Origin of the sequence: Mucilaginibacter sp. RCC_168 (assembly GCF_041355315.1) — a bacterium.
Classification (GTDB): domain Bacteria; phylum Bacteroidota; class Bacteroidia; order Sphingobacteriales; family Sphingobacteriaceae; genus Mucilaginibacter.
The window spans coordinates 34390-59898 of record NZ_JBFUPN010000027.1; the positions used below are offsets into that span (position 1 = coordinate 34390).

18 protein-coding genes are annotated in these 25509 nt (G+C 44.1%); 10 read left to right on the forward strand and 8 right to left on the reverse strand.

Annotated features, from left to right (window positions below):
- The first annotated feature begins 266 nt into the window (after positions 1–266).
- Positions 267–1655, forward strand: a complete 1389-nt coding sequence (locus AB6735_RS23235; RefSeq protein ID WP_370998489.1) for an ABC transporter permease — start codon at positions 267–269, stop codon at positions 1653–1655.
- A gap of 84 nt (positions 1656–1739) precedes the next feature.
- Positions 1740–3182: a nucleoside hydrolase-like domain-containing protein gene (locus AB6735_RS23240; RefSeq protein ID WP_370998491.1), complete on the forward strand. Its 1443-nt coding sequence runs from the start codon at positions 1740–1742 to the stop codon at positions 3180–3182.
- A 123-nt stretch (positions 3183–3305) separates the two neighbouring features.
- Here AB6735_RS23240 and AB6735_RS23245 read toward each other — a convergent pair whose 3' ends face one another.
- The 6 genes from AB6735_RS23245 to AB6735_RS23270 form a co-directional block, all read right to left on the reverse strand.
- Positions 3306–6362: an efflux RND transporter permease subunit gene (locus AB6735_RS23245; RefSeq protein ID WP_370998492.1), complete on the reverse strand. Its 3057-nt coding sequence runs from the start codon at positions 6360–6362 to the stop codon at positions 3306–3308.
- A complete protein-coding gene (locus AB6735_RS23250; RefSeq protein WP_370998493.1) occupies positions 6359–7306 on the reverse strand; it encodes an efflux RND transporter periplasmic adaptor subunit in 948 nt (315 codons plus the stop codon). Before AB6735_RS23250 ends, AB6735_RS23245 begins: the two co-directional genes overlap by 4 nt.
- 1 nt (position 7307) lies before the next feature.
- Positions 7308–8543 carry a TolC family protein gene (locus tag AB6735_RS23255; protein WP_370998494.1) on the reverse strand — a complete coding sequence of 412 codons (1236 nt, stop codon included), beginning with the start codon at positions 8541–8543 and terminating at the stop codon, positions 7308–7310.
- 548 nt (positions 8544–9091) lie between these two features.
- Positions 9092–9844: an MBL fold metallo-hydrolase gene (locus AB6735_RS23260; RefSeq protein WP_370998495.1), complete on the reverse strand. Its 753-nt coding sequence runs from the start codon at positions 9842–9844 to the stop codon at positions 9092–9094.
- A gap of 149 nt (positions 9845–9993) precedes the next feature.
- Positions 9994–12426: a TonB-dependent receptor domain-containing protein gene (locus AB6735_RS23265; RefSeq protein WP_370998496.1), complete on the reverse strand. Its 2433-nt coding sequence runs from the start codon at positions 12424–12426 to the stop codon at positions 9994–9996.
- Between the two features lie 122 nt (positions 12427–12548).
- Complete coding sequence (locus tag AB6735_RS23270; RefSeq protein WP_370998497.1) at positions 12549–12896, reverse strand: hypothetical protein; 348 nt, start codon at positions 12894–12896, stop codon at positions 12549–12551.
- Between the two features lie 113 nt (positions 12897–13009).
- On the opposite strand from AB6735_RS23270, the gene AB6735_RS23275 reads away from it, so the two are divergent.
- Entirely contained in the window at positions 13010–13558 is a 549-nt protein-coding gene (locus AB6735_RS23275) for an RNA polymerase sigma factor (protein WP_370998498.1), read from the forward strand.
- A gap of 3 nt (positions 13559–13561) precedes the next feature.
- Positions 13562–13972: a hypothetical protein gene (locus AB6735_RS23280; protein WP_370998500.1), complete on the forward strand. Its 411-nt coding sequence runs from the start codon at positions 13562–13564 to the stop codon at positions 13970–13972.
- A gap of 66 nt (positions 13973–14038) precedes the next feature.
- Here the strand turns inward: AB6735_RS23280 and AB6735_RS23285 are convergent, their stop codons facing one another.
- Complete coding sequence (locus AB6735_RS23285) at positions 14039–14623, reverse strand: RNA polymerase sigma factor (RefSeq protein WP_370998501.1); 585 nt, start codon at positions 14621–14623, stop codon at positions 14039–14041.
- Positions 14624–14762: 139 nt separating this feature from the next.
- On the opposite strand from AB6735_RS23285, the gene AB6735_RS23290 reads away from it, so the two are divergent.
- The 5 genes from AB6735_RS23290 to AB6735_RS23310 all read left to right on the forward strand — a co-directional run bounded on the left by AB6735_RS23290 (position 14763) and on the right by AB6735_RS23310 (position 24042).
- Positions 14763–15929 (forward strand): FecR domain-containing protein, encoded by a 1167-nt coding sequence (locus AB6735_RS23290; protein WP_370998502.1) that lies wholly within the window; start codon positions 14763–14765, stop codon positions 15927–15929.
- Between the two features lie 202 nt (positions 15930–16131).
- On the forward strand, positions 16132–19485 hold the full coding sequence (locus tag AB6735_RS23295; RefSeq protein ID WP_370998504.1) for a TonB-dependent receptor: 3354 nt from the start codon (positions 16132–16134) through the stop codon (positions 19483–19485).
- Between the two features lie 10 nt (positions 19486–19495).
- Entirely contained in the window at positions 19496–21016 is a 1521-nt protein-coding gene (locus tag AB6735_RS23300) for a RagB/SusD family nutrient uptake outer membrane protein (protein ID WP_370998505.1), read from the forward strand.
- A 218-nt stretch (positions 21017–21234) separates the two neighbouring features.
- Positions 21235–23265: a PAS domain S-box protein gene (locus AB6735_RS23305; protein WP_370998506.1), complete on the forward strand. Its 2031-nt coding sequence runs from the start codon at positions 21235–21237 to the stop codon at positions 23263–23265.
- Between the two features lie 306 nt (positions 23266–23571).
- Entirely contained in the window at positions 23572–24042 is a 471-nt protein-coding gene (locus tag AB6735_RS23310) for a carboxymuconolactone decarboxylase family protein (RefSeq protein ID WP_370998507.1), read from the forward strand.
- Positions 24043–24460: 418 nt separating this feature from the next.
- Here AB6735_RS23310 and AB6735_RS23315 read toward each other — a convergent pair whose 3' ends face one another.
- Positions 24461–24937, reverse strand: a complete 477-nt coding sequence (locus AB6735_RS23315; RefSeq protein WP_370998508.1) for a DUF4440 domain-containing protein — start codon at positions 24935–24937, stop codon at positions 24461–24463.
- 268 nt (positions 24938–25205) lie between these two features.
- Here AB6735_RS23315 and AB6735_RS23320 point away from each other — a divergent pair, with 268 nt between their 5' ends.
- Positions 25206–25505 carry a trehalase family glycosidase gene (locus AB6735_RS23320; protein WP_370998509.1) on the forward strand — a complete coding sequence of 100 codons (300 nt, stop codon included), beginning with the start codon at positions 25206–25208 and terminating at the stop codon, positions 25503–25505.
- Positions 25506–25509: the final 4 nt, after the last annotated feature.

The window sequence follows — 25509 nt, forward strand, 5'->3', positions numbered from 1 at the left end:
CTGATATTTAGATATTTAAAAGAATGGTTCGAGTCCCGTCCATTCCGCTAAATACATTCACAAAATGTGCAAAGCCCTTCAAATTAAGTGATTTGAGGGGCTTTTTGTTTTTAGCGCCTCCCAAATCAAACCCGCAAAAGAAGACTTTAACGCCGGCTAAGCATAAAACGAAAATCGATTAGTTTGTATAATACACCAATAATCTATACGGCACACATGATCAACTCGTTCGAATTTTCAGCCAAAAACTTCATCAGGCGAGGGCCTTGGTTGCCCAGTTCCTCAGCGAATCTTTTTTGATCGTAGGTGTGTCATTCCTGATCGCTGTTCTCTTGGCCTGGCTTTCTTTGCCGTTTTTCAATGACGTCTCGGGCAAGCAACTGCACCTGATCTGGACTGACCCGCTCGTCTGGCTAACCTGCTTTTGTTTTTGCCTGTTCACAGGGCTTATCGCAGGCAGTTACCCGGCGCTTTACTTGTCGTCATTTAATGCCGTTAAAGTATTAAAGGGCACATTCAAAGCAGGCCCTGCGGCCGCCGTTCCTCGTAAGATACTGGTGGTTATTCAGTTTGCTGTTTCGGTTACCATGATCATCGGGACCATTGTTGTTTTCAAGCAAATTGAATTTGCAAAGGACAGGCCGGTAGGTTATAACCGAAACAACTTGGTATCCATCCCATACAACGCTATAAAGGGATACAGCGCTTTTCGTGATGAATTGTTAAGGACCGGCGCTGTATCCGGGGTATCGGCATCCTCCAATCCCACAACCGGCGTCTGGTCATCGGCAGATAACCTGAGCTGGAAGGGGAAGGATCCTAACCGTCAGGAAGTATTCGGCACGGTACTGGTCGACCCTGATTTTGGCAGCGTTGTAGGCTGGCAAATGAAAGAAGGCCGGAATTTCTCTAAACAGTTTCTGAGTGATTCTTCAGGCTTTTTATTCAATGAAGCGGCCATCAGGCAGATGGGACTGAAGGAGCCTGTAGGCGAAACCATCCAATGGCACGGAAAAAACTGGAAAGTATTAGGTGTCGTCAAAGATATGGTCATGACCTCGCCTTTTGACCCTATTACGCCGGTGGTGTTTTTAATGGACGACCGGGAGCGGTCATTCAATGTGGTCAATTTAAAACTCAAGGCGGGTATTCCTGTTGCCGGTGCATTAACCAGGGTTGAAGCGGTTTTCAAAAAATTCGCGCCGGATGCGCCTTTCAATTATAAGTTTGCGGATAATGAATACGCGCAAAAATTCATAGCGGAAGAACGTACAGGAAAGCTGGCTTCCGTATTCGCGGTGCTCGCTATCTTCATATCCTGCCTTGGCTTATTCGGGGTGGCATCTTTTGTAGCAGAACAACGTATCAAAGAGATCGGTATACGAAAAGTGCTGGGCGCATCTGTAATGAGCATATGGGGTTCCTTATCCTGGGACTTTGTTATCCTGGTGGGTACCGCATTGCTCATCGCCGTTCCTGTTTCCTGGTATTTCATGCACCAGTGGCTGCAGCATTATACTTATCGTACGGGACTGTCCTGGTGGGTATTTGCGCTGACCGGAGCAGGCGCCGTCTTCATTACTTTACTGACTGTTAGCTATCATAGCATCAAAGCGGCATTGACCAACCCAGTGAAAAGCCTTCGGTCAGAATGATGCTTAAATTTCAAATTTGCACTAAATGTTTATCTTACAATAGCCATTTGCAGGAAGAAAGCTTGCGATGTAAATGAGTAAATAATGAAGAAAAATTCAATTAAAACAGTAATTCTGCTTTGTGTATTTAGTATTGTGCTCTTTACAGGTGCTCGTGCATCGGCACAAATACTTACCAAAAACCGTCTGATTGTAGTTACCGATATCGGAAATGAGCCGGACGATTTTATGTCAATGATCCGGTTAATGTTATACTCCAATCAGATCGATATAGAAGGACTCATCGCATCAACCTCGGTTCACCAGTCAACAAAGGTCAGTCCTGAGCTTATTAAAAAAGTGGTGTATGCTTATGCTAAGGTCCAGCCGAACCTGCTCAAACATGAACCCGGTTTTCCGTCAGCCGAGAAACTTTTAGGGCTGATAAAAAAAGGACTGCCAGTCTATGGTATGGAAGGCGTAGGCAAAGGTAAAGATTCAGAGGGCTCAGAATGGATCATTCAAATGCTGGAGAAAAAAGACAGCCGTCCATTATGGATCGCTGTCTGGGGCGGCCCCAATACTCTGGCTCAGGCACTTTGGAAAATAAAAGAGACGAGGAGCGAAACAGCTGCAAAACGGCTGATCAGCAAATTGAGGGTGTATACAATTTCCGATCAGGATAATACCGGACCCTGGATCCGCCGCAATTTCCCGGATCTGTTCTACATCGCGAGCCCGGGAAATTACTACAATGCGACCTGGTCTGCTATAAACCGGGTATTTTCTGGTGCCAATAACGAGGTGATTTCTAATGACTGGCTTGAAAAAAATGTTCAGGAAGGCCATGGGCCATTGGGCGCCATTTATCCGGATGTGGCCTGGGGTATGGAAGGCGACACGCCATCCTGGCTGATGCTTATTCCAAACGGCCTGAACGAGCCCGAGCGTCCTAACTGGGGCGGCTGGGGAGGACGCTACGAATATTATAAACCGGCCTATGACCCCAAAGTAAAATGGATTGTGCCGCTGGAAGAAGAGACAAGGCCGTTTTGGACGAACGCAGAAGATAGTTTCAAGCCATACAAAGCAGGCAAATGGGGCCTCGCACTGGTAAAAGATACAGCGACTTACAAAGGTAATCATGTGACGCTCTGGAGATGGCGCGAAGATTTTCAAAACGATTTTGCTGCGAGAATGACCTGGTGCCATAAAAATTACAAAGATGCAAATCACCCGCCTGTTGTTAAGCTGTCCACGCCCGAACGGATCACAGTGAAATCAGGTGGAACTTTTTCCCTTGATGGCAGTGCGTCATATGACCCGGACGGAGACGGATTGAGTTATTTGTGGTTTCAATATCCGGAAGCTGGAACATCTAATAAAAGCGTCATCATATTTCCCGAAAACATCTCCGCTTACAATGATTTGAAAGCTCCGGAAGTAGATAGTCCGCAAACTGTTCACATTATACTGAAAGTGACCGACAAAGGTATGCCAAGGCTAAGCCGTTATAAGCGGGTAATCGTGACAATTCTTCCAAAGTAGTACTTGCAGATCACAGCAACTTATTGCGACAATATTTATTGTAAAAAATGGAGAACCGAATAAGAGAAAAAGGTGCTTTTATTCCTTAGAGCCAATTCTGCGGCACGGCTTTACTCCATTAAATTATGCAGTTGCGGGCGGATGCACAAATTTATGGTTGCGGTAAAGCAGCCATAACATACTGGGCAGCACGATTAGCAATAGCGGCAATGCAGCCAGAAAACCACCAATAACCGCGATGGCCAGCGGCTGATGCAGCTGAGCACCCGCGCCTATACCCAAGGCCAACGGCAGCAGGGCAATAATGGCGCCCAGCGCCGTCATTAATTTGGGGCGTAAACGGGTGGAGATAGAATAGATAATGGCTTCATTGATATTTTTGTGCCGGGTACTTTCCCTGAACTGCCAGAAGGTAAAAATGGCGTTTTCGCCAATGATACCTACAATCATGATCAAACCGGTATAACTGCCCACGTTTAATGGCGTTTGCGTTAGCCATAGTGCAAGGAAACTACCACCGATACCCAATACCGCCACCACCAGTATAAGCAGCGCTATGCGGAATTGTTTAAACAGGAAAAGAATCACACCAAAAACCAGCAGACTTGAAGTGATCAGAATGATCAATAGCTCCTTGAATGATTGCTGCTGTTCGGCATAAGCACCACCGTATTCTACGTGATATCCTGTTGGCAGATTGATGGCGCTGATATTTTTTTTGATAGCTGGTATAACCGAGCCTAGATCTACATTATCCAGCCGGGCACTGATAACACCCATGGCCTGCAGGTTTTCGCGCTGTACTTCCGCATCGCCTGTTCTTAACTCTACATTAGCCAGCTGACTAATGGGCAAGGGCTTGCCATTGGGTAAAAAGATGGTTAGTTTTTTAAGACTGGCCACATCTAAGGAACGGTTGCCGGGGTACACCATGCGGATGGGGGATTGCTGTTCTTTCTCGAACAAACTACCGATCACATTACCCTGTAAGGCCGATTGTACCTGTGTTTGCAAATTGGCAGGTGTAAGGTTGTATTGCGCCAGCATGGTATAATCGGGTATAATGTTTACCGATGGCCCGGCAATCACAATGCCGTCAAATACATCCGCAGTGCCTTTTACATTGGTTACGGCGGCGGCTATTTGTTTGGAGAGCTGTTGTAATTTAGCTTGGTCATCACCAAACACTTTGATCTCGATAGGCTGGGTGGATGTCATTAGGTCGCCCAGCATATCACCAATCACTTGTCCAAAATCAACCCGCAGCGCAGGTTGGGTCGATTCGATCTTCTGCCGCAGATCGCCGATCACTTCTTCGGTGGTTTTACCATGACCTTTTTTTAGCTGTATCAGGTAATCGCCGGTATTGGGTTCGGTTATAAAAAAACCCATTTGCGTGCCTGTTCTGCGTGAATAGGCTGCCACCTCGGGATCTTTGATGATAATCTTCTCAATGTCGCGCAGCATGCGGTCGGTTTCTTCGAGCGATGTACCGGGAGGTGAAGTATAATCCAGTACGATACTGCCCTCATCCATGTCTGGTAAAAAGCCTGTTTTTAAGCCGGCTGGTATAAAAATAATTACAGCGGCAAGTACCAGCATCATCATGATACTCAGGTAAGGGCGCAGAATGAAAAAGGATACCCAGCGCTGTTTTTTTACACCGTGTGCCTCTTTAACCTGCACACTGTTGGTTTGTTGGTTGCGGGTAAGCAGCAGATATATGACCGGTAAGCCTATCCATGTTACAAAAAAGGAGCAAACCAGCGTAATGATCATCGTGTTGGTCATTACCTTAAAATAAGCACCGGCAACACCGCTCATCATGATGAACGGGATAAAAATAACAATGGTGCTGATAGAAGAACCCACCATGGCCGGAAAAAGGTAGTCAACCGCCCGTTGAAGCAATGTCAGTGTTGGTTCTTCGGGATGCTCCTCGTGCGTGCGGTGGATCTGCTCTACAACAACAATGGCATCATCAATGATGAGTCCTATGGCGGCCGCTATGGCGCCCAGTGTCATGATATTAAAGGTATAACCCAATGCGTACAGAACAATCAGGGTGAGGCAGAGCGTAACCGGGATGGTGATCAGGATAGTGGCGCTGGCCTTTATCGACCATAAAAAAATAATGGCCACAATAATAGCGAGCGCCAGTCCGATCCATAAGCTATCGCCTACGCTTTTTACAGAAGCGTTTACAAAATCAGCCTGAACATAATATGGTTTGATGGTTACACCGGCTGGAAGTAACTTCTGCAGGTCGGCCACCTTTTGGGTCATCGCATCAGAAAGGTCAATCAAATTAGCGTTAGGCTGTTTGATCACGGCTATCAAAACACCCTCGTGGCCATTGGCGTTTACCTTAGTATACTCAATGCCGGGATTGATTTGTATGCTGCCAATATCCTTGAGCTGTATTACTCGTTTACGGTTATTGCTGATCACCATGTTTTCCAGTTGCTCACGGGTATTTACAGAGGCATCCGTAACGGTTAGGTACAGCATTTTATAATCAGACAGATAACCCTCTGATTTGATAAAGCCTGTTTGGGCGAGGGTATTGGTGATAATGTCTGGTGTGAGCCCCAGGGATCCCATCTTTTGTGTGTTCAGCACCAACCAGTATTCCTTGGTTTTACCACCGATGACCCTGATCTCGGATACACCATCCACCTGCGAAAGGAATGGTTTCACAGTATAGGTAGCCAGCTGCTTTAGCTCAATAGGTGATTTACTATGGCTCTCCAGCGTATACCCGCTTACCGGCAAGATAGAGGGGTTCATTTTTTCGACACTGATATTCACATCTGGGGGGAGGTCGTTTTTGATCTGGTCAATACGTGATTGAATCTGTTGCTGGCTTAGGTCGATATCCGCGTCCCAGTTCATGAAGGCAGATATTTCGCAGCTTCCTCTGCTGGTAGTACTGCGTACATATTGTAGGTTAGGCACCTGCTTAACGGCATTCTCTAACGGTTTGGTCACCGTGATCATCATTTTATTTACCGGTTGTAAACCGGCATCGGCTATAATTTTGATCTTAGGGAAAGTGATCTCGGGGAACAAGGAGGTTTGTAAGCGTGAATAGGCGAAACCACCACCCAGCAATATGATGAACAGCATCAGGCTGATAGGCTTTTTATGCGTAATGAAAAAGTTGTTCAGATTCTTCATGGCTTCACAATTTTCACTTTGGCGGTATCAGCCAATCCATAATTACCTGTAACCACAATTCTATCAGTCGGGCTAAATTTTGGCGAGAGGACTTCTACCTGGCTTGTGGTTTCAATACCTTTTTGCACCGGTACCTTGATGGCGGTGGTATCATTAATGAGTTTCATTACCCAAAAATCGGTTTGTGTTTCATTGGCTAACACGGCTGATTTCGGGAGAGAGGGTACATTGCTTTTGGCGGATTTAATGATGTGCGCACGGGCCACCAGGTTTTCAGGGATAGGGTCAACGCTGTTTACCCTGATCACCACGCCCTGTGTTTGTGATAAAGTATCAACCGAAGGTAAAACCGACGCTACACGACCGCTGAGCGTACGACCACCAGGTAAGGTGAGGGTAATATCCTGGTTGTTGTGTAAAGTGCTTTGAAGCTCGTAAGGCAGCTGCATCACAAAGGCAAAGCTTTCCTTATCACTTATGGCTGCCAGTTGTTCACCATCCTGCACGTAATCCCCAACCTGGTGCAGCAGTTGGGTAATATAACCGCTGCTTGCTGCCTTGATGCGATTTATGCCCGAAAACTTGAAGGTAGTATCCAGCACATTGATGGTATTGCCAATGCTTTGCGCCTCCTTGGTTTTAATAGTGAACAGTAATTGCCCCGCATTTACATACTGACCGGGTTTTATATATACCTTTTGTATATAACCAATGGAATTAGCCTTTACATAGCTCTTTTGCATAAATGACGAAGTGGCATTTAGCGTTATAGAATCGGCCATTGTTCCATTGTTGATGGAAGTAACCGTAACCGGGGTTTGTGATTTTACGGCAGCATCCTCGTCGGTAGCAGCGGTATCATGATTGCAGGCGGATACCGCCAATACAACACATGTGCACATAAGCACTAAAAATTTAAAATATGGCGATGATAAATTTTTCATATTATCGGTTCCAGTAGTTGAGTTGGTTAATGAGCAGCAATCTGCTGATGGTGTTTTGCGTAAGCAGGTTACGGATAGTGAGATAATTATTGATAGCCAGTATCAGATCGGCCATTCGGAGGTCACCGGTTTGCAGCAGTTGGGTATCTACCTTTATTAAGGTTTCTGAGTATTTGAACTGGCTATTGATATCGGCTATCAGGGTATCGTACCCATCTATCTGCTGGTTCAGCTGGATGATCTGCTGGCTGTACTGCTGAGCAAAAAAGCTCTTATAATTTTTGCGCGATTCTTCTTCCAGCGAAAGTTTTTTGTACGATAACTTACGCTGCCCGCCATCGTAAATAGGTACGGTAAGACTAAAGCCGACACTGGTGCCAAAATGTTTATAGTAAAGCGCAGTAAGGTCCGAGTTATAACCGCCATCGGCAAAGGCTTTTATTTGGGGTTTGTAACTATAGTCGGTCAGTTTGCGGGTATTGAGTAATCGTAAACTGTCAAGGGCATATTGCCTAAAAAATATACTATTGGTTTTGTCGGCCGTAATGGCTCTTTGCAGTTCGGGCTTTTGTAACTCAGTGATGGTAGTATCCGTAACGCCCGTAAGGTAATTCAACGTAGCAAAATCTGTTTTATACTGCAATGTGGCCTGCGAAAGTTGTAGCTGAGCCTGCTTTAAGGTAACCAGGAAGGTGAGGTAATCACTTTGATGGTACACATTGTTGCGGGTGAGTTTTTTAAGCAAGTCCTCTTCGCCACTCAGTAGGGTTACCACTTCTTTATTGAATTTTACCTGCTGCAGGCTCCCATAAGCGGCTATGTATTGCGCGGCAATTGTACGGCGCAGGTCCTGCTCAGAGAGTTTAATGTTATTGCGTAAAGAATCGCGCTGAAGCCCTATGCCGTTATATTGCGCTTTCAGGTAACCATTGCTAATGAACGATTTATTTACCGATAGCAGCGCATCAAGTGTTTGCCCGTTGGTAATAGCCTGGGAATAGCCATAACCATGAATAACAGGAGCATATAAACCGGCGCTCCCAACGCTTACCTGTGGTTTTAAGCCGGCCTTTATACGGACGCTATCCAGTTGTGCCGATAGTATTTGGTTGTTGAGGTCCTTGAGCAGGGGGCTATTTTTTACAGCTATCTGTAAGTAATTGTCCAATGTTTTTTGCTGCGCGAAGCAAAAAGAACTCATCATTAAGCATAGGAGTGATACGAACAGATGTTTCATAATTCAAGATACCCATACCGGTTACTCAGATGGGGTTGAGCTTAGCGACCGATAGTTTAAATCTAAGCTTTATAATTATTAATTGTAAACAGTTTGTGTACAATACTTATCAAAGGTCTGTTTTTTCAATTTGTTGATTTGGAGCTAAATTTCAACTTTGATTCTGTAGAAAACTTGTAAAAAACCGGCTGGTATAATGTGCTGCTCTAAAAACTTTTTAAACCTTGAATTTTAACACTTTTCTGATCGGAAACGACATGAAAACCGCTAAAAACACTCGGGAGAAAATCTATTTTAACACTTTTTAACAAATTTCAACGCGATTTTGATGTGTTTAGAAAAGTTTAAAAAGTATTAATAATTGACTGCCAAATAAGCATGTCAAACGGCCGGTTTGTGGACTTGTTTTGGTCTTAACATAACAGCCCTGTTTCTTTCAAAAAAAAACAGGGATGTTGTATAGACAAATATTTTTTTCTGTTGTCCGGGCTTGTCGGGTATATATGCTTAGCGCAATACGAATCGTTAGCAGGTTGGGGTGGGATCGGTTACACCAGGTTCGCTTTTTCACCGGGTGTTAAAATCCGTAGTCTATCGGCAATTCCCAGGGCGGCAAACGATTGCTGAAGGATCTCTCCGCCCTCAGTGTAATGCGACCATCCTTCAAAATGCACCGGGATAATGGTGGCGTTCGGAAAAGCGAAGGCAGTATCAATAGCATCATTGCTTCCCATGGTTACGTTGAACGGCCCACGGGGTTTAGCGGCGCCTGCAAAAATAAAAACATATTGCGGATTGTATCTGGAGGCTATTTCCCTGATCCCTTCGTAAAAAACGGTATCGCCGGTGATATAGATCTGCAGTCCTGCACTTTCTACAATAAACCCGGTCACATCTCCAGTCAGTTTCTCGCTGCCGGCGGGCCCGTGCCTTGCCGGTGTACTGGTTATGGTAACCCGGTCATTTAAGCGGACGGTTTCCCATGGCGATAAACCGGTGGCATTAAGTCCCAGGCGCTCCGCACCAATGGGCGTTGTGAATGTTTTGCCAACAGCCTCCAACAACCGGCGGCCGGTATGATCAAGGTTATCGCCATGTTGATCATGGCTGAGTAAAACGGCATCAATATGCCCGACATCCGTGGTGGCTGGTCCCGCAGTTTTCCAGTAGCCTGGTTTATCACCTATCATAAATGTTTCACCTGCGGGGTCAAGCGTTGGGTCGGTCATTAATCTTAGTCCTCCTATTTCCAGGATGATGGTTGGGCCGCCCAGATAGGTTACGTTAATTATGTCTTTCATGTTTTTAATATCGTGATGTGTCGTAAACGATTTTTGATTGGTGTATCTTAAAACAAATCTATCATACCGCAGTCTGAAAACTGTGTGAGATGTGTCACAATTTTTACCTGGGAAAAAGGAATGATCCATTGAGGGTTAGGGAATCTATACTAATTGGCCACATCATTATTTTCGATAGATTTCCGGCTCTTATTAACACCATCATTAAGCCCGCCAAATTTATAATTAAGGCTGATGCCGAACGAGCGGTAATAATCACGGGAGGTGTACAACTGGTTAAAATCGGGTCCGAAGGTACGGTTAATATTATTCCTGTAGCCGGTGAATGGGTTATTCACACGCACAGCAAAGCCCAGTTTATTTTTGATCAGCTCTTTATTTACACTGAAAGCAGTACCAACAAATCCGTTCGAATAGCCTTGCAAGCCTGTAGGGTTGCGGTTAACTACATTCAGATCGGCATTTACTGCCCATCCTTTATTGAAACGGAATCCATTTGAAAGGGAGAAGGAATACATCAGCTGGTCGTTATGTACAATACTCCTGTCCGCGGTTCCCTGCAGCCACAGGTACATCAGGTTGCCATTCAGGCTTATATTGTACAGCTTACTAACCGGGTAGGAGAGTGACAGGTTACCGCCAAAGCTGCTTGCTTTGCCTGTATTTGCATAACTTGTACGTGTAATTTGTGTTGATGGGTCAAAGTCGGCTACCTGCAAGTCCAGGTTGTTCATAAAGGAATAGTCCAGGCCTATGTTTAGGGAGAGTTTTTTATTGCTGCTATATCCTGCCTGCACATCGTTCAGCAGTACCGGGCGCAGGTTGGGGTTTCCGGTCGATTCAAAATTAGGATTGGAGCGGTCGATGTAGGGGTTAAGCCTGTTGATACCCGGTCTGCGGATGCGTTGTGAAAACCCAAAGTTAAGCGCGGTTTGATCACTGAAATTTTTACTTACGGCGATGGATGGCAGTACATTAAAATAATTTTGTTTGGCAACTGTTGTTGTACTGATAAAATCAGCCCTGATCACAGTTTCTTCTACCCGGATCCCGGCGCTGATGTTCCAGCTTTTTAAATTAACCTGGTAAGCATTGTACGCGCTAAACACGTCCTGGTTGTTAGTGTATTGGTTAGATAATGCCGCATCCGCATCAAACTGGCCTGTAGCACTGTTAAAACTATTGTAGCCAAAATTGCTGTTGCTGGTACGCAGGATGCCTTTTACACCAGCCTCAATGTTCACATTTTTAACCGGGGTTACAAAATCAACTTGTAAGGTATGCTCATTGAATTGTTGGCGGTCATTTTGGGTATAGCCTGGGGTGTTAAAATTTACCGGGTTGGTGATGGTTACGTCCCCATTACGGTTATTCCAGTTATCGGAATATTGATAAGAGAAGGTCAGTAACCTGTTTTTAACCGTTTTAAAACCAATTTGGTAATTTAGGGCGGCATCCCAGCCATAGCCTGTTCCTTTATTATTATTCAGCAGATCATAAGCTTCGTTTATCCCGGAGGTGCCGTTCAGGCCGGATACCTGGGTCATATGAGCGCTTGCACGACTGCCGTTTAGGTTAAACTGCCCCGAGAGCAGGTGAAGCGAATCGATTTCGTAGCTCATTTCGGTGCCAAAGTAGGCTGTTTTATTGTTCGACCGGCGATCTCCTGTTTGCAGCAAGTTGGTTGAGGCTGTGCCAAATGTTTCCCTGCTATTAGTAAAGGTGGTTTTAGGGTTGTTAGCGATACTTGCGCCGCCAAAAGCAGCTATAACAAAACGGCCGCTTTTAGCAGTGAAAGATCCCCCGGCTCCGGGACCGCCAACCGGGAAACTTTCATTGACATTTACTGATCCGCTGTACCCGTTATTTATTTTTTTTACGGTAATAATGTTGATGATGCCTGCCAGGCCATCGCCGTCGTATTTAGATGGCGGAATGGTAATCACCTCTATTTTTTCAATAGTTGATGCCGGCATGCTTTTCAGTATGGCGTTTAAATTGTTTTCTATACTGGGCGATGGCTTTCCGTTTATAAGAATTTTAAAGCTGGAATTACCTTTTAACAGGATGTTATCCTGGCCATCAAGCGTAATGTACGGTATCTTGTGCATCATCCCCAAAACATTGTTGGATTTGCTTTCTGGATCGGCCTGCAGATCGTAAATGATGCGATCCGCTTTTTGTTTGATGATAGGCCTTGTGCCGGTTATAGCAACCTCTTTTAAACGGTTAAACTGCTGTTTCAGACCGATAGAACCCATATCCGTGTCTTTTTGCAAATCAAGCAGGCATGTTTTTGGCGCGTAACCTATAGTTACCATCACCACATGATAAGTTGCGGGTGCCAGCATTGAAAAAGCAAATGAGCCGTCCTCACGGGTTACACCGGCCCTGATGGTTTGGCCTTTGTCATCGTTTATTTTTACCGTTACAAAAGCCAGTTTATCGTGTGTGGTCGAATCAGACAGGATTCCTTTTAATATCAACTTACCACTGTTGGTTTGGGCAAGGATACTACCGGGTTGCATGATCAGCAAAGCAAGCAGTAAAATTATGCTAAAGGTATGTTGTTTAGTTTTCATGGTGATTAAGATTTGGGGGTTGGAATTTTTTGGACAAAGCAATCCCCGTAAAGACTAACAGCCTTTAAAATTTGCAGTATTTACCGGGAATGCTTTTTAGGGTAAACTACCCGATGATTGAATTAAAGCGGATGCTTATCGCGATGATTGCGGATGAAAAGATAGTACAGGAAGAACCCGGCAGCCACAAATAACATTTCTACCCCGTACGGAAGCGGTGAATCTTCGGCGCTGTAAGGGATAAACTGCATAACGATGAGCCCCAAACCTGTAGTTGACAGGATGATAGCCCATTTCATGGCTTCGGTGCCAAAGCCCGAAAGCTGCTGTAAAAATTTAAGACCGATCTCATCTAATGGGCCTGCATCAATAATGCGTTTCTTTAAGCGGTAGTTATACAGGGCAAGTATGAATATGGCGATGAGGATAAAGAATATGATAAGAATGATAAAAGGCATTAACTGTTTCATGATGTTTTAATTTAAATGATTTGATACAGTAGTCTTTAAAAATAACAGAACGGTTGCAAATATTTTTCTTTAATTTTTGCAACCGTTAGCTGGCCGAAACAGACTACTATAATATGTTTAATGAAAAGGAAGTTGTTTCCAGGATATTAAAGGGAGATTTCCACGCTTTTGAATTATTGGTTAAACAATATGAGAAGCTGGTTTTCTTTGTAGTGAATCGCCTGGTGCAACACCTGCAGGATAAGGAGGACATTTGCCAGGAAGTTTTTATTAAAGTACATCAAAGCCTCCCTAAATTCCGTTTCCAATCCAAGTTAGCCACCTGGATTGCACGGATAGCCTATTTAACTGCTGTTGATCATGTAAAAAAAAGCAAGGCAGCCCGGCAGGCTGATTATCCGGAAAATATAGATCATTATCATTTTAGTGAAGATAGCCCTGAGTCTGAACTGGTGAAAAAAGACACAGCGGCTTATGTTAACCTGCTGATAGCGCAAATGCCGCTGCAATACCGCACAGTTTTAACCTTATACCATTTAAACGAGTTTAGCTGCCCCGAAATTGAACAGATCACCGGCATTCCCGAAGGAACGGTTAAAAGCCACCTTTTCAGGGCCCGCAAATTATTGAAAGAAAAAATTGAACACGATCTTAAAAATTAAATCATGAAAAAGCTGACCGATGAACAGATCCAGGCACTGCTGGATAGTGAGTTAAAGCCATCCGGCGATATGTTATCTGCTTCAGAAAAACAGCAGATGGAAAGCTATCAGTCTTTATTTCAAAAATTAAATACAGAACCAGAACAGGGTTTGCCTTTTAATTTTGTCTCAAAAGTTAGTCGTCAGCTCCAAATAAAACTGAAAAGACGAAGCGATATTCGCTTTAATTTACTGGCCTTGTTTGGCATAATAGCAGGCTTGGGCATGGCTTACGGTATTTTAACCCTGATAGATCTTAATTCCGGAAACCAATTTTTATTGGCTATGCTTAGATATAAATGGCTGCTTATTTTCGGCTCGTTGATACTGGTAGGTACTTTGATGTTTGAGCAGAGGGTTGTTGAAGAGAACTGAGAGTTTATATGTTAAAAATTAAAAACCAGCGAAGCGCAGACCGGGTGAGTTGGTTATGCGACAATCCTATTTTTTAAAAATATACCACAAGGAAATAATAACCGACACATGTTTAAAACAAACCCGCAGATGTTTAAGCGCCATGGTGATTTGGTTTTCGACCGTTCGCTTAGAGATACCCAGGCGACCGGCTATTTCCTGGTTGGAAAGATGATCGATACGGCTCATCTGAAAAATCTCCTGGCAGCGTTTGGGTAATTGCTCCAGGTACTGTCCTAATTCATACAGCAACTCCTGATCGCTGATCCGGCTTTCGCCTTTGTTGTGATCCAATAACTCGCTGATCCCATCATCGGAAATACTTAAAACAACCGGCGATTTTACCGCCCGCAACCGGTTATAAACCTGGTAACGGATAGCGGTCAATAAAAAATTGGGAAATGATTCAATCTCGAGTTCATGCCTTCGGTTCCAAATATTCAGGAATACATCATGTACAGCTTCTTCACTGGCTTCGCGGTCTTTCAGGTAGCGCAGAGCCGTTTTATACAGCCGTAACCAGTACCTGTCAAAAAGCACGGCAAAAGCCTGTTCGTCATCACTACGGATGGCAAGCCACAGCTCAGCGTCATTAATCGGGGAATTGTACATACAACTGGTTGGATAAAATTAGAAAAAGCCTGCCAAATAATTCGACAATTAATGATTAACCGAAAAAAAAATTAAAAATTGATGTGTGTGTCTATATAAAATTTACACTAACAAAGTATAAACCTGCTATTACAGCCTAATGATAACCAAAGAAGAATTCCTTGCTTTGTATGAAAAGTACATGAGCGGACAATGTACAGCCGATGAAAAAAAGTTGCTGGGTACATACCGCGATGAAATGACATTGGCCGAAGAGGGCTGGGATGATGACCTGGTGAAGGAAGAAGATGTGCGTACACGCATATGGCAGCGATTAAACGATAACCGTAAAATAGTTCAATTGCCCTCACGTAAGGTTACCAAATACCGTTGGCTGCAGGTGGCCGCGGTTTTTGTGGCCGTGTTGTTGGCGGGGCTGTTTTTTATGCAGCGTAAAAAAAATCAGGAAACTGGTAGTGTAAAGCTGACAAATAAAGTACAGCCGCCCATATTACCTGGCGGCAACAAAGCATATTTAACCTTAGCCAATGGCTCGCGCATTGTGCTTGATGATGCCCAAAACGGCAAGCTGGCAACCAGGCCTGGTGTTACCGTAAGTAAAACCGGGAATGGTATGTTGGTATATCACTTCACCAATTCAAACAACAATACTGCCACCGCTACAACGCCCGAATTTAATACTATTACTACACCCAGGGGTGGGCAATACCAGGTTGTACTGGAAGACGGTACACGGGTTTGGCTTAACGCGGCTTCATCTATTAAGTTTCCGCAAGCCTTTACCGGTGCTACCCGCGAGGTTGAACTAAGCGGCGAGGCCTATTTCGAGGTAGCCAAAAACAAAGCTAAACCATTTATTGTACAGGCTAACGGCACAAAAGTGCAGGTGTTTGGTACCCACTTTAATATAAACGCTTACGGAGATAACAATAAGGTAACTACTACACTGCTGGAAGGCTCGGTGCGGATGAGCAGCGGCAGTTCGGCGGTAATGCTGGCGCCAGGCCAACAGGGTGATGCTGTTAATGGCGCCACCATCAAGGTAAGCCCGGCCGATATTCAGCAAATAATGGCCTGGAAAAACGGCCTCTTTATATTCCATGATCTGAATATTACCGAAGTAATGAAGCAAGTAAGCCGCTGGTATGATGTTGACGTGGAATATCGCGATGACGAAGTGAAAAACAATGAATTTGGCGGTACTGTATCCAAATATAAAAGCATAAATGAGTTGCTGGATGTGATGGTACTTACCCGCTCCATTCACTATAAGATAGAGGGAAGGAGGGTAATCATTATGAAGTAACTTTCCTTACCTATAGTTTACCTGTTTATAACCAGGAGCGTTCGCAGCGCCCCTGGTATAAAGCTTTGAATAGCTGTCAGGTATCAATTAATGATCATATTTCTCATAACCAATTATTTAACCTAACATTCAAATGTATAAAAAATCTGCTGCAATAAGATGCAGGGAATGGCCCTGCCTTAGATCTAAATTATTTCTGATTATGAAATTGTCGTTTTTTTTGTGCCTGGTCTCTATACTGCAAGTAAGCGCAGCCACGTTATTTGCACAAAAGATCAGCCTTGATAAAAATAACGCCTCCCTGGCCGAAACCCTGCAGGAAATTCACCTGCAAAGCGGCTTCAGTGTGTTTTATAACGCCAGGCTGCTTAAAAAGGCGGTACCGGTAAACGTGCACCTGCAAAACGCCGACCTGAGCGACGTGTTAAAACAATGCTTCCAGAATCAGCCGTTTAGTTATGTAGTGAATAACAATACTATTGTAGTTACTCCCAAACAGGCTGAAGCCCATACTGCCCAGGATATTGTGATTACCGGGCAGGTAACAGACGATAAAGGTGTGCCACTGCCGGGTGTAACCGTTAAGGTAAAAGGTACCGATGCCGGCGCCCAAACCAGCATTGATGGCCGTTATAAAGTATCGGTAAGCAATAACAGTGCTGTATTGGTTTTCAGCTTTGTAGGTTTCGCGTCAAGAGAGATCGCGGTAGGTACCCAAACCCAAATTGATGTGATGCTTAAAGAGCAACCATCGGCATTAAATGAAATTGTAGTGGTAGGCTACGGTACACAAAAGAAAGTGAACCTGACCGGGGCGGTATCAACAGTAAATGGTAATGACCTGAATAAACGTCCGATTGTTAACCCGGCCTCTATGCTGGAGGGCCTGGCTCCCGGTGTAGCGGTAAATACCGGCTCCGGCGAACCAGGTAATGAAAGCGTATCTATCCGTATCCGCGGTAACGGAACATTCAGCGGCGCCGGTTCAGATCCTTTGGTGTTAATTGATGGTGTGCCTGGCAACTTTAGTGACCTTAATCCAACCGATATAGACAACGTGTCTGTACTGAAAGACGCGGCTTCTGCATCTATATATGGATCAAGAGCCGCCAATGGTGTGGTGCTCATCACTACCAAACAAGGTAAGGCCGGACAAATGTCGGTAAGTTATGATGGCAATGTGGGTTTTTACAGCCCTACCAATATGTATAAACTGGTAACCAACTCTGCCCAGTATATGGAGTTGTTTAATCAAGCCCGTATCAACAGCGGTACAACAGATCCGGGTTCCCTTTATCCACAGGATCAGATCGATCTGTACCGTAACAGTACAGATAAGGTGAAATACCCTAATACCGATTGGCTAAGCCTGATATTCAGAACAGCGCCTACTCAAAATCATAACCTTACTTTTAGCGGTGGTAATGATAAAACCACCTATAATGTGTCGTTGGGTTATGTTAATCAGAATGGTATTGAGCGCGGCTTTGATTACAAACGTTATAGTGCCCGTATCAATTTAACCTCTAAGGTTAACAATCATATTAAATTCGGCACCAACGTATTATTAAAATCGGGTACAAGGGATGCTGTGGCCGGTACTCCTTCGTCACCCAGCCAATGGGATGGTTCTTCTATGGATCTTTTCCTTTCGGCCATGTCGCAGGCGCCTACTTATGGGCCTTACCTAACCGATGGCAGTGGACGTTACACCTTTAAAGCCTACGATTTTGAGTATAACAATAAGAACCCGATAGCCGAACTGAACCAAAACTTTACCAGGGTTACCAATGATTACGCGGTAAACGCGCAAGGCTGGGTTGAAGTGCAGTTCAATAAAGATTTTTCCTGGTATACCAAGGGAGCGGTGAACTTTAATATGGATAAATACAAGGATTTTAAAGCCACCCTTGATGAATACTATTTCAGGACTAATCAATTTGGAACTTCATTGGATCTGGGTAAAGGTTTAACCGAGCAGGATGAACAAACCGTTTATACCAACTTATATAGTTACCTGAATTATGCGCATGATTTTCACGGGCATAATATTAAGGCGCAATTTGGTTACAGTATTGAACAAAGTAAATACCAAAACCTTCAGGGTTACCGTCAAAATTTCGCCGATCTGGACCTGAGAGAACTAAATGCGGGTGGTTCCGATATACAAAAAGCTGGTGGTACCAGCAATCAATGGGCGCTGATGTCATACTTTGGTCGTTTAAATTATGATTACAAAGGCCGTTACCTGTTGGAGGGCAATATTCGTGATGATGGTAGCTCTAAATTTGATGGGGCAAACAAATGGGGGGTATTCCCTTCGTTTTCTGCAGGCTGGCGCGTTACCGAAGAGCCTTTTGTAAAAGCGATGAATTTAACCTGGCTGGATAACCTTAAGCTAAGAGGATCATGGGGAAAGCTGGGTAACCAAAATATAGTAATTAATGGATATGGCATAAACTATCCATATCAGGCTTTATTAAATCAGGGCTATAATTACTCGTTTGATAATTCAACACTAACAAATGGCGTTGCACAGCAAAACTTAAACAATCCAATAATTAAGTGGGAAACCACTACCATGACAGATGTGGGATTGGATATAGCGGTGTTTAAAAACTTTACGGTTACTGCCGATTGGTACAATAAAACAACCTCTGATATTTTAAGAGCAGCTCAGGTTACCGCCGTTGTGGGCTTGGGGCAACCAACTATTAATGATGGTGTTGTTAATAACAGGGGCATTGAATTGGGTTTGTCCTATAACAATGTAGTACGTGATGGCGCATTAGGGGGCTTAGCGTATAATGTAGGCGTTAATCTTGATCATAACAGTAATAAACTCGTAAAGTACGGTGAAACAGATATAGGCGGTTATACCATCAATCAAAATGGCCTGCCCTGGAACTCATTTTATATGCTGCAGGTGATCGGGATATTCCAATCAGCGGCTGAGGTAGCCAGTTCACCTAAGCAATTTTCTGATTCAACCGTACCCGGCGATCTGAAATACAAAGACGTTAATGGTGATGGTAAAATTGACCAGAATGACAAAACCGTTATAGGGGGTGTATATCCAAAGTTAAATTACTCTTTTAATCTATCAGCCAGTTTCAAAGGCTTTGACTTGTCGGCCATGATGCAGGGTGTATATGGCGTTAAATCATACGTATCTGGTTGGGGAACCATTCCATTTGTTCAGGGCGCTGCGCCAACTACAGATTGGTTAAATGCCTGGACATCCGAACATCCATCGGCCACTATGCCGCAAATTTACTTTGGACAAGGTGCTCCGGATAAGATCAGTCGCCCATCCACTTTCTTCCTGCAGAATGCATCTTATTTAAGGCTTAAAAACCTGGTATTTGGTTATACCATTCCTGCACAGGTAACCAAAAAGATAGGTATTAACAGGTTGAGGGTTTATTTTGCCGGTGATAATTTATTCACCATAACCAAATTCAAGGGTCTTGATCCTGAGCGTTATGGCAGCGGCGACGGGGTACAATACCCGCAAAATAAAATATACTCCTTTGGTTTAAATGTTACTTTATAATTAGCCCTACATGAAAAATCGAATTATAATAACCATCATATTAATTACATCGCTGTTTTTAGGCGCATGTAAAAAGGCGCTCGATCTAAACCCTACAGATCAGATAGCCACCCCGACCTTCTACAAAACAAAAGCTGATTTTGACCAGGCTCTCGCAGCGGTTTACGCTTCTTTACAGGCAGAGGAGTTTGCCGTTGGCATCGGCTTCAGGGATTGTTTTACGGATAATGGATATAATCAATTTAACTCGGGTAGTTCTAAAGATTTTGTTCAGGGTAATTTTAATCCCACTACAGGCGGTTACGAAACCAGTATTTATAATGACAGCTATACTGGCATCGCGCGGGGAAATCTATTCCTCCAAAATCTGGCTAATTACAAGGGAGGTGATATCTCTGATGCGCAAAGAAAAGTGTACGAAGGCGAAATCAGATTTATTCGCGCTTTTTACTATTTCCAGTTATACAGCATTTATGGCGATGTGCCACTGGTATTGCAGCCGCTTGATTTGAGTACCCAGAAACAGCCTAAAGTACCGGCTTCGCAAATCCTGACCCAGATCACTGCCGATTTGGATTATAGTATTGCCAATTTGAACACCGCGGCTTATTACGCTAATGGCGGCCATGCGGCTGCATCTTCGGCAAAAGCCTTAAAAGCAAGGGTGTTGTTATTTGCCGCTTTCGGTAATACCGGTACTCCAGATCCAGCTATACTTACCCAGGTAAGGGATCTGTGCAAGGACCTGATGGGACAGTATAAACTGAGCGCCAATTTTGAGGATATCTTTAGGGATGCCACACAAAAAAATAATACGGAGATCATCTTCTCTATTAATTTCCTGGCGCCAAACAATACTACACCCTGGGATATGTACTATGGCGACTGGGACGCTTGTGCTCCGCTGCAAAATATGGTTGATGCGTTTGAATGTACCGATGGTCAGCCTTATGGCACATCTCCGTTAACCGATACCAAAAACCAGTTCAATAACCGCGACCCAAGGCTGGCGAAAACCGTATATGCCGATTCTGTTAATTTTGGTCCGGGCAAAGTGTATCACCCATCCAACTTAAGGCCTACCGGTTACGGTACTATTAAATTCCTGGAGCCTAATAATATGCCTTATGGTTTCTCGACCCTGAGCCAGCAGGATGCCGTAGTATTACGTTTAGGCGAGGTAATGCTGATGTATGCCGAAGCCCAGAACGAGATCGCTGGTCCGGATGCCACCGTTTACCAGGCGATGACCGATCTGCGTGCCCGTGTAAATATGCCGCCATATCCGGCAGGCTACACCAAAGATCAAATGCGCGAAAGGATACGGCATGAACGCCGCGTTGAGCTTGCTTTTGAAGGCCTGCGTCATTATGATCTGTTAAGATGGCACATTGCCGGCCCGGTGCTTAACGCGGTAAAAAGCACCCTTATCAACTATCACTTCGAAGATAAGTTTTATCACTGGCCGCTGCCTCAAACAGAAATTGACAAGAGCGGAGGTGTATTGGTCCAAAATCCGGATTATAAATAATGGCTACTTAACTATTAATGGACAAAAACCGGCAGTGAAAGTTTTACTGCCGGTTTTTTTTATAAAAAGGGATCAGGAATGTTTCCCTTTAATTAAGTTATTTGTTCCGGTCTTTTCATATTAAGCAAATAGCTTATTAAATAATGATAAAATAATCAATTTTTATGGTTTTTATTGGCAGAAATCAAAATTCAATAACTTAGTTTTGTATCTATACCATGGAAAACCTTACCTATTTACAGCAACAGCTTGCACAGTATCAGCAACGTGAGGCCGAACTCGAAAAGAGTGAGGCCAGGTTACGCATGGCCATTGCTTCTGCTAATTTAGGCACATGGGATTACAAACCACTGACCGGTGAACTTACCTGGTCTGATGAATGTAAGCATCTGTACGGCTTACCGCCGGAAGCCGAAATAAATTTTGAACTGTTTACCGAACATATTTACCCGGCCGACAGGGACGCCCTGGAGCAGGCTATGAAAAAAGCTATGGATCCGCTTGGTGATCATAGCTATGATATGACCTATCGCATCATCAGGTTTGATAAGCCGGAGATAAGGTGGCTAAGGGCACAGGGGAAAGTCTATTTTAATAAGTTACAGGAGCCCGAACGATTTATAGGTACCATTGTTGACCAAACCGAGGCCAAACTGGCCGAAGAAAAAAGTGCCAAGCTCACGGCCATTGTGGAGTCGTCAGACGATGCCATCATCAGTAAAACACTGGAGGGCGTTATCACCAGCTGGAACCCGGCGGCAGAGCATTTGCTGGGTTATACCGAAAAGGACGTTATCGGGAAGCATATTACCATGCTGATCCCCGAGGACCGCTTGGAGGAAGAGGACCTTATTCTGGAAAGGATCCGGAGTAACAAAAAGGTGGAGCATTATGTAACTTTCCGGGTAACTAAAGCTGGCCTGGAGATCCCGGTTTCTATATCGGTTTCTCCTATCAGGGATAATACAGGCCGGGTTATCGGGGCGGCTAAGATCATTCGTAATAATGCCCATCAGAAAGAAACGGAGGCCAGGTTATTACGCTATGCGGAAAATCTGGAGGTATTGAATGCGTTGGGGAAAATTATTTCGGAGCGCATGGATGTAAGTGAGATCCTCCAAAAAGTAACCGACGCTACCACCCGGCTGATCGGCGCGGCATTTGGCGCATTTTTTTATAATGATGAGAGCGAGGCCGGAGAATCCTATATGTTGTTTGCATTATCGGGCGCGCCAAGAGAAGCCTTTGAGCGGTTCGGGATCCCCCGAAACACGGCCGTCTTTCATCCTACATTTACCGGGGAAGCTATTGTTCGTGCCGATGATATAACCAAAGATCCGAGGTATGGGCATAATAGTCCTTTCTTTGGAATGCCTGAAGGCCACTTACAGGTAGTGAGTTACCTGGCCGTGCCTGTAATCTCTAAGTCGGGTACTGTAATAGGCGGTCTGTTTTATGGGCATCCCGAAGCAGGTAAGTTTACCAGGGAACATGAACAGCTGGTATCGGGCGTTGCAACCCAGGCGGCTATTGCATTGGATAACACCAAACTGTACGAGGAAATTAGAAAGCTTAACGATAAAAAGGAAGAATTTATCGGTTTGGCAAGTCATGAGTTAAAAACACCGGTAACCAGTTTGAGTGGTTATTTACAAATATTGAACCGTACGCTTCCGGATACAGACCGTAATAAACCTTTTTTGCAGAAAGCCTTGTTACAGGTTAAAAAACTGTCAGAACTGATATCTGATTTGCTGGATGTTTCAAAAATAGAAACGGGGCAATTGCCCCTGTCTTTCAGCAATTTTAACATAACACAGATTGTGCAGGAAACTATTGAGCTGATCCAGTACTCAACCAAAACGCACCAGATCATATTGCAGCAGCCAGAACAGGAGATCATCATTTCGGCAGATAAACAACGGATTGAACAGGTTATTGTAAACCTGCTTTCCAACGCCATAAAATATTCACCCAACGAAAAATTAGTGAATGTGGCCATTGCTGTGACGCCCGACAAAGTTAGGGTATCAGTGGAGGACTATGGGATGGGGATTCAGAAAGAACACCAGGAGCGCATATTCTCGCGCTTTTACCGGGTAGAAGAACTGGCCTCCCATATATCGGGGCTTGGTATAGGTTTGTATATCAGCAAAGAGATCATCAGTCGCCATCATGGTAAGCTCTGGCTGAATAGCGAGCCGGAAAAGGGATCCACATTTTTCTTCGAGATACCGCTCAATATATAATACTTTACAAAAAGGCATTTGCAGAATTAACTCGTCCGGTCTACGCTTCACTAGACCACCCTTTCCCCAGCTTCGCCGCAAAGAGGGTTAAGAAAAAGAATTAAAGACCCCTCTTTGCCCAAAGGGCAGAGAAGGGTGACAAGCATAGCGATATCGGGGTGAGTCGATTCTGCGCCTTATGTTTTCCGTGGGTAGCCATAAAAAATAATTTTTAACTTTTTTTATTCTATAATGTCCAGTTTTCCTGATCTCATTCATCATTGGTATATAAATCAAATATTTCAATAATTATTAAAGATCAAGAAAATGGAACAACGACTTAATGTACATCAAAAAGGCCAGGCCGCAATGAAAGCTATATATGGTTTAGCTATTTACCTGGCCAAATCGCCGGTTGAGGAATCACTTTTACATTTAATTGAATTCCGCGTATCACAAATTAACGGTTGCGCTTTCTGTTTAGATATGCACTCCAAAGACCTCCGTGCAGAAGGCGAAACCGAACAGCGCTTATATCTGCTGAGCGCCTGGCGCGAAGTCCCTTTTTATACCGAACGAGAACGTGCCGCGCTGGCCTGGGCCGAAGCCTTAACCAAAGTTGCCGAAGGTTCAGTGTCTGATGAACTCTATCAGCAGGCCAGCAAGCATTTCTCAGAGCAGGAACTGATTGACCTGACTATGGCCATCATTACTATCAATAGTTATAACCGGCTTAATATCGCGTTTCCGGCAAAGGTTGGTACCTATCAGCCTGGGGCCTATAAGGTACAGGCATAAAAAATAGCCGCCTAATTTGCGTGGCTGTACCAACAGGTGCCGGGAAGATCGAAAAAAGCGGAAGGCTGCGCGATTCCCCTCTTGAGAGGGGTGAAGGGGTGTGTTATTTACTTCATTAACACACCCGCTGTTACTACACAACTCAACGGACCCCCCCTCAAGAGTAATAGCCCATGAAGAGGCATAATGAAAGAAAAACGCGAAAAAGGAGGGCTGTCACCCTGAGCTCCGTCGAAAGGTCGAGCGCAGAGGCCTGCCCGCCATGCTTCGACGAGCTCAGCATGACACCCTTTTTTGGACAGCTGTCTTTTCATGGGCTATTACTCTCTCAAGAGAGGAGTTTGATCGGAAACATACTATTCTTCCTGGTTCCTATGGGTACAGCCGGGCGCAAGTTTAGCACTGATAAATTCTCTTATTACTTCCTGGGGCGGTTGCTGCTAAAAGAATCCCTGAACATTTTCCATCCTTTTACTGTTTTTTTCCAAAGCACCAGGAATTTTCCATTATCAAAAAGCCGGTGTTTTGCATCGAATGATTGCCATAATCCTTCTTCGGTAACAAATGTCTTTCCGTCGCCATAAACGGCTGTGGTAATAAATTTACCATCGCGTAAGCCAAACTGCTCATATGCCATTTTGAAAAATTGACGTGCTCCGGCAGCTCCGTGCAGCGGCTCCATGTTGGGCGGCATAATCAGGCAGTCGTCTGCATACCGGTTAATAAAAATGGCCGGATCGTTTTTTACAAAAGCCTGGAAATAGATCTGATTGCTTGCAGCTATAGCTTTTTTAGCCTCAACTAAGTTTGATTGCGTTTCTATCTTCGGGTTTTGAATATGAAAACACATCGTAAATATAGCCCATATGGGCATCGCTCCTAAAAACTGGTTCATCTTTTTTTGAATTAATTTTTTATTGATCTGTTAAATAATCTGTTTCAAAAATAATGAGCCGCTAAACCGATAAATTGTACAAAACGGAACAGGTGCAGTAAGAGTTAAATATTTTGATCCTTAGCGTAATTGCAGTAATTGCCTCCTGTTTTTAAACAGCCGGGTTGTTAATTGACTCATCACATGCCAAAATGTTAATTATTGACCCCTCTTGACATATTTTGCGCTTTTTATTTACCTTCATATTTCCATTTATATTGACTGAGGCATGAGAAAAGCGCTTTTAACATTAGTACTGTTATTTGGTTTTTTATTAACATATTCCCAAAACCGTAGTCCCCGGCAATTATATCCGGGTTTGTTTGAGACGGTGCAGCTTACCGATATATTCCCGGATAATAAGATATTTGTTGATGCTATACCTAAGCGTAGCTCATGGAAAAATATAATGTGGTGGATACAGGATCAAAGGCCGGTGGAGGATGAGTATCTGCTTCAGGATGGTTTTGGGTGGACCAACGGCGTGCTGCTTAATTTATTAAATCATTACAGTTATAACAGTTTTTAAACAA

Bases quoted from the DNA above. Each gene is read 5' to 3' on its own strand.
- AB6735_RS23240 (WP_370998491.1), top strand. From the start codon at position 1,740: ATGAAGAAAAATTCAATTAAAACAGTAATTCTGCTTTGTGTATTTAGT.
- AB6735_RS23245 (WP_370998492.1), bottom strand. From the start codon at position 6,362: ATGAAGAATCTGAACAACTTTTTCATTACGCATAAAAAGCCTATCAGC.
- AB6735_RS23250 (WP_370998493.1), bottom strand. From the start codon at position 7,306: ATGAAAAATTTATCATCGCCATATTTTAAATTTTTAGTGCTTATGTGC.
- AB6735_RS23255 (WP_370998494.1), bottom strand. From the start codon at position 8,543: ATGAAACATCTGTTCGTATCACTCCTATGCTTAATGATGAGTTCTTTT.
- AB6735_RS23260 (WP_370998495.1), bottom strand. From the start codon at position 9,844: ATGAAAGACATAATTAACGTAACCTATCTGGGCGGCCCAACCATCATC.
- AB6735_RS23265 (WP_370998496.1), bottom strand. From the start codon at position 12,426: ATGAAAACTAAACAACATACCTTTAGCATAATTTTACTGCTTGCTTTG.
- AB6735_RS23270 (WP_370998497.1), bottom strand. From the start codon at position 12,896: ATGAAACAGTTAATGCCTTTTATCATTCTTATCATATTCTTTATCCTC.
- AB6735_RS23275 (WP_370998498.1), top strand. From the start codon at position 13,010: ATGTTTAATGAAAAGGAAGTTGTTTCCAGGATATTAAAGGGAGATTTC.
- AB6735_RS23280 (WP_370998500.1), top strand. From the start codon at position 13,562: ATGAAAAAGCTGACCGATGAACAGATCCAGGCACTGCTGGATAGTGAG.
- AB6735_RS23285 (WP_370998501.1), bottom strand. From the start codon at position 14,623: ATGTACAATTCCCCGATTAATGACGCTGAGCTGTGGCTTGCCATCCGT.
- AB6735_RS23290 (WP_370998502.1), top strand. From the start codon at position 14,763: ATGATAACCAAAGAAGAATTCCTTGCTTTGTATGAAAAGTACATGAGC.
- AB6735_RS23295 (WP_370998504.1), top strand. From the start codon at position 16,132: ATGAAATTGTCGTTTTTTTTGTGCCTGGTCTCTATACTGCAAGTAAGC.
- AB6735_RS23300 (WP_370998505.1), top strand. From the start codon at position 19,496: ATGAAAAATCGAATTATAATAACCATCATATTAATTACATCGCTGTTT.
- AB6735_RS23305 (WP_370998506.1), top strand. From the start codon at position 21,235: ATGGAAAACCTTACCTATTTACAGCAACAGCTTGCACAGTATCAGCAA.
- AB6735_RS23310 (WP_370998507.1), top strand. From the start codon at position 23,572: ATGGAACAACGACTTAATGTACATCAAAAAGGCCAGGCCGCAATGAAA.
- AB6735_RS23315 (WP_370998508.1), bottom strand. From the start codon at position 24,937: ATGAACCAGTTTTTAGGAGCGATGCCCATATGGGCTATATTTACGATG.
- AB6735_RS23320 (WP_370998509.1), top strand. From the start codon at position 25,206: ATGAGAAAAGCGCTTTTAACATTAGTACTGTTATTTGGTTTTTTATTA.